The sequence below is a fragment of the Bradyrhizobium sp. RDI18 genome (assembly GCF_043203335.1).
Taxonomy (GTDB): Bacteria; Pseudomonadota; Alphaproteobacteria; order Rhizobiales; family Xanthobacteraceae; genus Bradyrhizobium; species Bradyrhizobium retamae.
Genome location: NZ_JBICRN010000008.1, coordinates 3,970,297 through 3,979,680 on the forward strand (window position 1 = coordinate 3,970,297; position 9,384 = coordinate 3,979,680).

At 63.6% G+C, this 9,384-nt stretch carries 11 protein-coding genes; 6 read left to right on the forward strand and 5 right to left on the reverse strand.

The genetic code is table 11. The annotated features are described in order from the left end of the window. The first annotated feature begins 192 nt into the window (after window positions 1-192). Window positions 193-1,110 carry a Bug family tripartite tricarboxylate transporter substrate binding protein gene (locus ACFXS9_RS28230; RefSeq protein ID WP_392694430.1) on the forward strand — a complete coding sequence of 306 codons (918 nt, stop codon included), beginning with the start codon at window positions 193-195 and terminating at the stop codon, window positions 1,108-1,110. A gap of 78 nt (window positions 1,111-1,188) precedes the next feature. Here ACFXS9_RS28230 and ACFXS9_RS28235 read toward each other — a convergent pair whose 3' ends face one another. Continuing rightward, window positions 1,189-2,013 (reverse strand): LON peptidase substrate-binding domain-containing protein, encoded by an 825-nt coding sequence (locus ACFXS9_RS28235; RefSeq protein WP_392694433.1) that lies wholly within the window; start codon window positions 2,011-2,013, stop codon window positions 1,189-1,191. 558 nt (window positions 2,014-2,571) lie between these two features. Between ACFXS9_RS28235 and ACFXS9_RS28240 the strand changes: the two genes are divergently transcribed. The 3 genes from ACFXS9_RS28240 to proC all read left to right on the forward strand — a co-directional run bounded on the left by ACFXS9_RS28240 (window position 2,572) and on the right by proC (window position 4,076). Then, window positions 2,572-2,817, forward strand: a complete 246-nt coding sequence (locus ACFXS9_RS28240) for a YbjN domain-containing protein (protein WP_392694436.1) — start codon at window positions 2,572-2,574, stop codon at window positions 2,815-2,817. Further along, window positions 2,703-3,071: a YbjN domain-containing protein gene (locus ACFXS9_RS28245; protein ID WP_392700056.1), complete on the forward strand. Its 369-nt coding sequence runs from the start codon at window positions 2,703-2,705 to the stop codon at window positions 3,069-3,071. Before ACFXS9_RS28240 ends, ACFXS9_RS28245 begins: the two co-directional genes overlap by 115 nt. Window positions 3,072-3,254: 183 nt before the next feature. Next, window positions 3,255-4,076, forward strand: a complete 822-nt coding sequence (gene proC, locus ACFXS9_RS28250) for a pyrroline-5-carboxylate reductase (protein WP_392694439.1) — start codon at window positions 3,255-3,257, stop codon at window positions 4,074-4,076. Window positions 4,077-4,153: 77 nt separating this feature from the next. On the opposite strand, the gene ACFXS9_RS28255 is transcribed toward proC, so the two are convergent. The 4 genes from ACFXS9_RS28255 to ACFXS9_RS28270 form a co-directional block, all read right to left on the reverse strand. Then, a complete protein-coding gene (locus ACFXS9_RS28255; protein ID WP_392694441.1) occupies window positions 4,154-4,549 on the reverse strand; it encodes a thioesterase family protein in 396 nt (131 codons plus the stop codon). Between the two features lie 159 nt (window positions 4,550-4,708). After that, window positions 4,709-4,912: a tautomerase family protein gene (locus ACFXS9_RS28260; protein WP_171710092.1), complete on the reverse strand. Its 204-nt coding sequence runs from the start codon at window positions 4,910-4,912 to the stop codon at window positions 4,709-4,711. Window positions 4,913-5,033: 121 nt separating this feature from the next. After that, window positions 5,034-6,548 (reverse strand): histidine--tRNA ligase, encoded by a 1,515-nt coding sequence (hisS, locus tag ACFXS9_RS28265; RefSeq protein ID WP_392694444.1) that lies wholly within the window; start codon window positions 6,546-6,548, stop codon window positions 5,034-5,036. Window positions 6,549-6,668: 120 nt separating this feature from the next. Continuing rightward, window positions 6,669-7,745 carry a branched-chain amino acid aminotransferase gene (locus tag ACFXS9_RS28270; RefSeq protein ID WP_392694447.1) on the reverse strand — a complete coding sequence of 359 codons (1,077 nt, stop codon included), beginning with the start codon at window positions 7,743-7,745 and terminating at the stop codon, window positions 6,669-6,671. A gap of 347 nt (window positions 7,746-8,092) precedes the next feature. Here ACFXS9_RS28270 and ACFXS9_RS28275 point away from each other — a divergent pair, with 347 nt between their 5' ends. Together ACFXS9_RS28275 and ACFXS9_RS28280 are read left to right on the forward strand one after the other, a co-directional pair. Beyond that, window positions 8,093-8,641: a MarR family winged helix-turn-helix transcriptional regulator gene (locus ACFXS9_RS28275; RefSeq protein ID WP_392694450.1), complete on the forward strand. Its 549-nt coding sequence runs from the start codon at window positions 8,093-8,095 to the stop codon at window positions 8,639-8,641. Beyond that, window positions 8,638-9,378 (forward strand): response regulator, encoded by a 741-nt coding sequence (locus tag ACFXS9_RS28280; protein WP_392694452.1) that lies wholly within the window; start codon window positions 8,638-8,640, stop codon window positions 9,376-9,378. Before ACFXS9_RS28275 ends, ACFXS9_RS28280 begins: the two co-directional genes overlap by 4 nt. Window positions 9,379-9,384 lie beyond the last annotated feature (6 nt).

Genomic DNA, 9,384 nt, shown 5'->3' on the forward strand with positions numbered 1-9,384 from the left:
CAAGCGTCTTTGGCATGGGGAATCGGCATGTCCCCATGCCGCCGGAACAGGGCATGTGGCCTGCCGGATCGCTGTCTTTACTCAAACAGCGGCAATTGAGATAGGCTTGCCAAGAACAGGGGGACGCTCAGCACGAAAATTCTTCGCCGGAATTTCCTCAAGCTGGCCGGCGCACTCATCGCCGCGCCCACCTTGCCGCGACTGGCGTCCGCGCTCGATTATCCGACGCGACCGACGAAGATCGTGGCCGGCTTCGCTGCAGGGGGCGGCGTCGATATCACGGCGCGGCTGATCGGCCAGTGGCTGGCCGACCATCTCAAGCAACCCTTCGTCGTCGAGAACCGCACCGGCGCCGGCGGCAATATCGGCACCGAGGCGGTCGTGAATGCGGCGCCCGACGGCTACACGCTGTTGCTGGCGACGGTGCCAAACGCGGTGAACGCCTCGCTCTACGAAAAGCTCAGTTTCAATTTCGTCCGCGACATTGCGCCGGTGGCCGGCGTCATTCGCGTGCCGATGGTGGTGCTGGTGCACCCCGCGGTACCGGCGCAGACCTTGGCCGAATTCGTCGCCTACGCCAAAGCCAATCCCGGAAAGGTCAACATGGCCTCCGCCGGCAGCGGCAGCGCGCCGCACATGGCGGGCGAGCTGTTCAAGATGATGACCGGCGTCGACATGGTCCATGTCCCCTATCGCGGCCAGGGGCCGGCAATGACGGATCTGATCAGCGGCCAGGTGCAGATCCTGTTTGCGGCCGCGCCCGGTACCGCCGATCACATCAAGACCGGCAAGCTGCGCGCGCTCGCGGTGACGACCGCCACGCGCATGGCGGAGTTGCCGGAGGTTCCGACCGTGGGCGATGTCGTGGCAGGCTATGAAGCCAGCCAGTGGTACGGCTTCGCGGCGCCGAAGAACACGCCGGCCGAGATCGTCGCCAAGCTCAACAAGGAGATCAACGCGGCGATCGCCGATCCCGGCATGAAGGCCCGGCTTGCCGCCATCGGCGGCGAGCCGATGCCGGGCTCGCCTGCCGATTTCGGCAGACTGATCGCAGACGAGACCGAGAAATGGGGCAAGGTCGTCCGCGCAGGCGGCCTCAAGCCGGAGTGAGGCGAGCCTGCGAACGGTCCGGGAGATACCGATGCACGGCGAAACATTCACGAATCCGAAAGCGCTCCCGCCCGTTCTTCAAGCTGCCTGTTGACCGGCTTTCAGCAACTCGAGAATCTTCTCAAGCCGCGTGACCACATCGCAGGTTTCCAGGAGTTGCTGCCGCTGCTCGATCCCGACGGACAGCAATGGCACAACGGAATCGGCCAGCATTCCCGGGTCGTCGATGCTGGGCAGCCGCAGGCGCGCCTGAAGCGGCTTTGGCAGCGATGTATGATCGAGATTCGCATAGACCCGGTAGGCTTCGATGACGGCTCCGCACAGGGCAGTGGCATCCGCCGTCCGGCCGCGGCTCTCCACGCATGGCGCAATCTCCGCTGCCAAAAATTCTTCCTCCTTGCGCCTGACGACCAAAGCGCGTTCGAGGCCGGATACAAAGGCCTTGAGAGTGCCGTCCGGCAGCGCAACGCAATGGATCACGTCTGCGGTTGTACCCACCGAGTAAAGCGCATCCAGCGCCGGATCGTCGTCGCCGGAGCGCTGCTGCGTAAGCACGAGAACTCGGCGATCGGTCGCCAGAGCGCGTTCGATCGCGCGCTTCGTCTTGTCGCGCCCGACAAAGATCGGCGCAAACATTTGCGGAAACAGAACGAGGTCCCGCATCGGCACGATCGGAATCACCGGCCGCGCCGGCGTCGCCTTCAAGCCGGTGGCCGGCCACGGCGTCTCCGATGAAGCCGGCTGGCTCGCTTGAATCTTCGCAGCCAGAAAATTCCAGTCCGGAAAGCCGAGCGTCCTCGCGACCAGTTCGAGGCTCTCGCTGTGGGTTAAGGAAACGGATTTGGCCTTCAGGGCCTCGCGCAGGGTGTGCGCCATAGCCTTTGCATCGCGGAAATCGCGCATGGGATATTCCTCTGCATTGGCGAACGAGAAAATGTCAGGCGCTTGCGTTACTGACTCGTTCGCTTGGGCAAAGGGTGCCTGAAGCGGCTCGATACATTCACCGTACCCTCGACAGGGCGCAAGCGGCGGGTCGTATCCACCCGAACGAAAATATGCGCCCCGGCCCGCGCGGCTGTCAATTACACAGCTTCAGTATGTGCCGTCTCCGCGCCAGGCCGAGAAAGCGAGACGATGCCGGGAAAATTAACCACAAATTAACCATTGTGGCAGACCTGCCCAATTTCCTACCGCGCCTTGGACTCCGTGGCGCTCGAATCCGATTCCGGTTTGTTCTCAAATTAATAGGTATGATCGCGTTCAACTGTGGACGACGCCGCTTTGGCCTGTGGACGGACTCAGGGGTCGGTTGCGCGGATTCCGCAAATCACATCACTTGAACTCGGCAGGCCCCGGGATGATCCGCGAACGGGGGATTGCAGTCGGCGGCGCCGCATCAGTTCAACGCGTGCCGTCCCTTGGGTGCGTATCAGAAGAATTCAAAAACAGGGTCGAGACGGCATGTCCCTCCTCGAAGGCATTATTGATTCCCGGAACAACCCGCTCGCGGCCGTCGAGGACATCGCCGCCGAAAACAATTGGGCGTTCGAGCGCTCCGGGGAAGACGAAGTCACGATCGTCTCCAAGGGGAACTGGACCGACTACCAGCTCTCCTTCACCTGGATGGCGGAGATCGAGGCGCTGCACCTGGCCTCCGCGTTCGACATGAAGATTCCCCCGCACGCCGCGCGGAAGTGCAGCGGCTGATCGCGGCGATCAACGAACAATTATGGGTCGGCCATTTCGACATCTGGAACCATACCGGCATGATCATGTACCGGCAGGCGCTGGTGCTGCCGGGCGGGCTGACCGCCTCGACCGCGCAATGCGAGGTCATGCTGGCCGGCGCCATCCACGCCTGCGAGCGCTATTACCCCGCGTTCCAGTTCGTGGTCTGGGCGGGAAAGAGCGCCGCGGAAGCCATGAGCGCGGCGATGTTCGATACCGAGGGCGAGGCGTAGTTAGTCAGTTCGGTGCGGCACCTCCACGCGCACGGCGTCGTCCCTGCGAACGCAGGGACCCATACTCCGTGACCTCAGGGCCCAAGAAAACTGCTTGTGGCCCCTTCTGAGCTTTACTAAAACCGCCGGTGGTTATGGGTCCCTGCGTTCGCAGGGACGACGGATGCACCTGTGGTGGCACCTATGGCTAATACCAACACACTCCAAAATCTCCGCGGCACCATTGCGCTGGCTGGCGCCGGCAAGATGGGCGGTGCGATGCTGAGCGGCTGGCTGGCCGGCGGGCTCGACGCAAGCCGCGTGATCGTGATCGAGCCGCAGCCATCCGCTGAGATCGGCGCGCTGGCGGCGCAAGGCGTCCGCCTCAATCCGAAGGACGCGGGTACAGTCGATACGCTGGTGATGGCGGTGAAGCCGCAGACGTTCCGCGAAGCGGGGCCGGCGCTGAAGTCATTCGTCGGAGCGAACACGCTCGTCGTCTCGATCATGGCGGGCACGACGATTGCGGCACTTGAAGAAGTCTGCGGCGGCATGGTGGTTCGCGCGATGCCGAACACGCCGGCTGCGATCGGCCGCGGCATTACGGTTGCGGTCGCGGCGAAAAATGTCAGCGCCGCGCAACGCGCCACGGCCGACGCGCTGCTGCGCGCCACCGGCTCAGTCGAATGGGTCGAGGACGAAAGCCTGATGGATGCGGTGACGGCCGTGTCCGGCTCCGGCCCGGCCTACGTGTTCCTGCTCACCGAAGAGCTCGCGCGCGCCGGCGTCGAGGCCGGCCTGCCGGCCGAGCTTGCGACGAAGCTCGCGCGCGAAACCGTCGCCGGCTCCGGCGAATTGCTGCACCGCTCGGAACTTGCTTCGGCCACGCTGCGCCAGAACGTTACCTCACCCGGCGGCACCACCGCGGCCGCGCTGGAAGTGTTGATGGCCAACGACGGCCTGCAGCCGCTGATGATCCGCGCGATCGCCGCAGCGACGAAGCGCTCGAAGGAATTGGCGAAGTAGTGGAATCGTAGGGTGGGCAAAGCGCCAGCGTGCCCACCATTACGAGCACGGTGCCAGCCTACGCACCGAGTCCGCTGCTACTTCCCTGCAAGCCTTTTTGTAAACGTCTCGACATTGACGAGGCCGCGGGCGTGGCGGCCGTCGCCTATTTTGCGCTCGCCTTCGAAGGCTTCGACCTCGAAGCGGATCACGCGGCGCTCGATGGCTACGACCTTTGCCGTGACGCGTACCGTCGCGCCGACCAGCGAGGCGCCGAGATGGCGGATATCGACCTCGGTGCCAACCGTGATCCAGCCCGGCTGAAGATGGCCTCTGATGGCATCACTCGACGCCATCTCCATTTCCAGGATCATCATCGGCGTTGCATAGACCATCGGCATGCCAGGGACGAAATGCCCGACCGTGCGCTCGGGCGGCACGACCAGCGTCCGTTCCGCGCTCATGCCGATCTTGATGAAGTCGCGTGCGTCCATGGGGATTCCTGATGCGCAAACAACTCCCGCTGTCGTCCCGGCGAACGCCGGGACCCGTAACCACAAATCTACGTGGCCCGGCCGAGCTGGGGCTCCAGCTTGCTCCAACAACAACGTCGGTGGTTATGGGTCCCTGCGTTCGCAGGGACGACGGGAGAGCTACTTCTTCGCCGCTGCAGCGCGCTCGACGAACGTCTTGCCGCCCTTCATCTTGTGGGTGAGCGGCGCCTCGTTGATCTGGATCACGACAGCTTCCGCATCGACGCCGAGGTTCTTCACCAGCGCCTGGGTGATGTCGCGCATCATGCCGACTTTCTGTTCTTCGGTCCGGCCGGCGGCCATGCTGATGGTGATCTCAGGCATTCTCGTCTCTCCCTTTTTGTTTCCGTCATGGCCGGATCTGTGCCGGCCATCGACGACCTTTTCTATCAAACAAGACGTCGATGCCCGGGACAAGCCCGGGCATGACGCCGGGAACGAATGGCTATCCCCACTTGACGTCATGGCGCGCGAGCACCTCGCGCACTTTGGCGACGATCTCGCCCTCAGCGCAGGAAAACTGCGCCGGACGAGTCTCGCGCCATTCCTGGTTGGAGGCGATCGCGGCTGCCGCCCTGGCGCCTTCGATCAGATCCTTGATCTGAATTTCGCCGCGCTCCTTTTCATCCGAACCCTGGATGATGACGCAAGGCGAATTGCGGCGGTCGGCATATTTGAGCTGGTTGCCCATGTTCTTGGGATTGCCGAGATAGAGCTCAGCGCGGATGTTCGCGTTGCGAAGCTCGGCGACCATTTTCTGGTAATCGGCGACGCGGTCGCGATCGAACACGGTGACCACGACCGGGCCGAAGTCGGGCCGCGTGTCGAGCTTACCCAGCATCGTCAGCGCCGCCTGTAACCGCGACACGCCGATGGAAAATCCCGTCGCCGGCACCGGCTCGCCGCGGAAGCGCGAGACGAGACCGTCGTAGCGGCCACCGCCGCCGACCGAGCCGAAGCGGACGGGGCGGCCTTTTTCGTCCTTGGTTTCGAGGGTGAGTTCGACCTCGTAGACGGGTCCGGTGTAGTATTCGAGGCCGCGCACGACAGAAGTGTCAATAAGGACGCGACCGTCGCCATAACCCGAAGCCATCGTAATATCAAAAATCTGGCTGAGTTCTTTCAGACCTTCGCTACCAGATGTGCTGCCTTTCTCGTTAAAGACATTTTCGAGCCTTTGAAAAAAGCTTTTGTCATTCGCATCGGCTCCACCGTGCATGAATGCAAAAACGGTCTCCGCGTCAGAGGCAGATATTCCGGCGCCTTTTGTGAAATCGCCGGATTCGTCCTTACGGCCCTCGCCTAGCAACTCGCGCACACCCTGTTCGCCAAGCCGATCGAGCTTGTCGATCGCCCTTAGCACCGTAAGCCTACGTCCCGCATTCTCCTCACCGCCAAGCCCGATGCTCTCCATCACCCCGTCGAGCACCTTGCGGTTATTCACTTTCACCAGATAGGAGCCGCGGGGAATGCCCAGCGCTTCCATCGTATCCGCCGCCATCATGCACATCTCGGCGTCCGCCGCCGGCGAGGCCGAGCCCACCGTGTCGGCATCGAACTGCATGAACTGGCGGAAGCGGCCGGGGCCTGGCTTCTCGTTGCGATAGACGTAACCCGCGCGGTAGCTGCGATACGGCTTCGGCAGCGCGTCGAAATTCTCCGCCACATAGCGCGCCAGCGGCGCGGTCAGATCGTAGCGCAGCGAGATCCACTGCTCGTCATCGTCCTGGAACGAGAACACGCCCTCGTTTGGCCGGTCCTGGTCGGGCAGGAATTTGCCGAGCGCGTCGGTGAACTCCATTGCCGGCGTTTCCACCGGCTCAAAACCGTAGCGCTCGTAGACCTCGCGGATCTTCTCGACCATCTGGCGCGTGGCCGCAATCGCGGCCGGGCCACGGTCCTCGAGCCCGCGCGGCAGCCGCGCCTTCAGTTTCTGCGGTTTTTTGGGTTTTTCAGCCATGGCGGCTAGGTACCAGCCGAGCCACGGCAGGGCAACCCGGGCCAGTGCACCCTCTTCCCTTGCGGGAGAGGGGTGCCGCTTGCTCCGCTGCCAGACGAATGCGATGACGCCCGCCGCCCGTCACAGCACCTTTCTGATCCAGTCGTGCGGGTCCGCTGCGCGACCGTACTGGATATCGACGAGCTTCTTGCGCAGCCCCATGGCGACAGGGCCGGCTATGCCGCCATTGATCAGAAAATCGCCGCTCGCGGAGCACACCTTGCCGATCGGCGAGATGACGGCCGCGGTGCCGCAGGCGAACGCCTCTTTCAGCTTTCCGCTGGCGGCATCCGCGCGCCACTGCTCGATCGTGTAGGCCTCCTCGCGCACGACCGTGCCGGAATCCTTCGCGAGCGCAATGATCGAATCGCGGGTGATGCCCGGCAGGATGGTGCCGAGCGGCGGCGTCGAGAGCGAGCCGTCGTCGAACACGAAGAAGACATTCATGCCGCCAAGCTCCTCGATGTAGCGGCGTTCGATCGCGTCGAGGAAAACGACCTGATCGCAGCCGTGCTCGATGGCCTCGGCCTGCGCGCGCAGGCTCGCGGCGTAATTGCCGCCGCACTTGACGGCCCCGGTGCCGCCGATCGCGGCACGCGTGTAATTCTCCGACACCCAGATCGACACCGGCGCAGGTCCGCCCTTGAAGTAGGAGCCGACCGGCGAGGCGATGACGGCGAAGATGTATTCCGCCGATGGCTTCACGCCGAGGAAGATCTCGCTCGCGATCATGAAGGGCCGCAAGTAGAGACTGCCCTCGCCGCCCGGTATCCAGGCGCTGTCGATGCGCACGAGCTGCTCGACCGCTTCGATGAAGATAGCTTCGGGCAGCGGCGCCATGGCCATGCGCTCAGCCGAACTGTTAAAGCGCCTTGCGTTGGCGTCGGGGCGGAACAGATTCACCCCGTTGTCGCGCTTGTAGGCCTTGAGGCCTTCGAAAATCTCCTGCGCGTAGTGCAGGACGGCTGTCGCCGGATCGAGCGGAAAATTCGCGCGGGCCTCGACCCGCGCGTCATGCCAGCCGTTGGCCTGATTGTAGCGGACGATGGCCATGTGATCGGTGAAAATCCGGCCGAAGCCCGGGTCCACGAGCTTGGCCGCGCGCTCCCTCTCAGGGGTTGGATTCGCCGCAGGCCGGATTTCGAATTTCAAACTCATTCCCCTTTGCCCTTGCCCCTTTGCCCTTGCTTCCCGCTATTGGAATTCGGCGCCCATTTTGGCGCCGGCATGCGTCTTCCGGGCCTTCACAGGTCTGGACTTCACCATCACCGGCCTTGCGGCCGGCTTCCGTCGCCGTCATGTCGGTCGAGGACATGCTTTTGCGGGATGCCGAAGTCCAGTATGTTTGCCGAAATGCCGCTCGACAATCGCACGGTAATCCATTTGCGGCCGTTGCCGCCATCACTGGCTTTTTTCCGGCTGCCTGACACGTCACCAGGTTCGAAACGACCTAAAGTTTCGTCGTGGCTGGAAGTTTTGTAACATTGAACCCAAGATATGTCAACATGACTGACATAAATTTCTCAAAGGGCTCCGTAGCCACCGATTCGCAGGGGGCCGCCAGCCCTGCCCCGCGGGCTGGCGAATTTCGCTGGGACATTATCGAGCTGCTGTTCTTCGCCTATCGCGACTTCGTCGGCGACGCCGACCATGAGCTCGAGGCTTTCGGGTTCGGCCGCGCCCATCACCGCGTGATGCATTTCGTCTACCGCTACCCCGGCCTCAAGGTCGCCGACCTCCTGGACGTGTTGCGGATCACCAAGCAGTCGCTTGGCCGGGTGCTCAAGCAGTTGCTCGATGAGGGCTACATTGTCCAGAAGACCGGCAATAACGACCGCCGGCAGCGCCTTCTTTACGCCACCCCGAAGGGCGAAGCGTTGGTGGCAAAGCTCGCAGGGCTTCAGACCGATCGCATCACCCGCGCGCTCCGGGACATCAATCCCGAAGGCGTCGCCGCGATCAGCGAGTTCCTGCGCGCGATGATCGATCGCGACGACCCCGACAAGGTGTTGGAGGCGATCTTCGGGATCGGCAGCAAGAAGCCAAGGGAGTGATCGTGCCGCAAGGAGCAACCATCGCTGCAGCCACCACGCCCGCGCCGCGGCAACTGGCCGATGACGCCCCTCATCTGCTCTTGGTCGACGACGACCGCCGTATCCGCGATCTGCTGTCGCGGTTTCTGACCGGCGAGGGCTATCGCGTCACCACCGCCTCGAGCGCGAGCGATGCGCGCGCAAAACTGCTCGGCCTGCATTTCGACCTCCTGATCCTCGACGTCATGATGCCCGGCGAAACCGGCTTCGACCTGGCGCGATTCATTCGCACCTCCTCCTCGGTGCCGATCATCATGCTGACGGCCCGCCACGAGGCGGAGGCGCGGATCGAGGGCCTGCAGATCGGCGCCGACGATTATGTGGCGAAGCCGTTCGAGCCGCGCGAGCTGATCTTGAGGATCGGCAATATCCTCAAGCGCTCTGCGCCGCCGCCGGTGGAGGCGCTGGAGCAGATCGCGTTCGGCCCTTACATTTTCCATCTCGATCGCGGCGAACTACGCCAGGGCGAGGAGATCATTCACTTGACCGACCGCGAGCGCGAAATGCTGCGCATTTTGGCCGCCAGTCCCGGCGAAACGGTGCCGCGCGCGGCGCTGACCGGCGGCGGCACGGTGAACGAGCGCGCCGTCGACGTGCAGATCAACCGCCTGCGGCGCAAGATCGAGCGCGATCCCGCCAATCCGCTGTTCCTGCAGGCGGCGCGCGGCATCGGCTATCGCCTGGTGGCGTCGCCCTGAGCCAGC

What these genes read in the sequence shown, in the direction of transcription:
- ACFXS9_RS28260 (WP_171710092.1), bottom strand. Translation starts at nt 4,912, where the DNA reads ATGCCTGAGATCACCATCAGCATGGCCGCCGGCCGGACCGAAGAACAG.
- ACFXS9_RS28255 (WP_392694441.1), bottom strand. Translation starts at nt 4,549, where the DNA reads ATGGACGCACGCGACTTCATCAAGATCGGCATGAGCGCGGAACGGACG.
- ACFXS9_RS28275 (WP_392694450.1), top strand. Translation starts at nt 8,093, where the DNA reads ATGACTGACATAAATTTCTCAAAGGGCTCCGTAGCCACCGATTCGCAG.
- ACFXS9_RS28235 (WP_392694433.1), bottom strand. Translation starts at nt 2,013, where the DNA reads ATGCGCGATTTCCGCGATGCAAAGGCTATGGCGCACACCCTGCGCGAG.
- ACFXS9_RS28270 (WP_392694447.1), bottom strand. Translation starts at nt 7,745, where the DNA reads ATGAGTTTGAAATTCGAAATCCGGCCTGCGGCGAATCCAACCCCTGAG.
- ACFXS9_RS28240 (WP_392694436.1), top strand. Translation starts at nt 2,572, where the DNA reads ATGTCCCTCCTCGAAGGCATTATTGATTCCCGGAACAACCCGCTCGCG.
- proC (WP_392694439.1), top strand. Translation starts at nt 3,255, where the DNA reads ATGGCTAATACCAACACACTCCAAAATCTCCGCGGCACCATTGCGCTG.
- hisS (WP_392694444.1), bottom strand. Translation starts at nt 6,548, where the DNA reads ATGGCTGAAAAACCCAAAAAACCGCAGAAACTGAAGGCGCGGCTGCCG.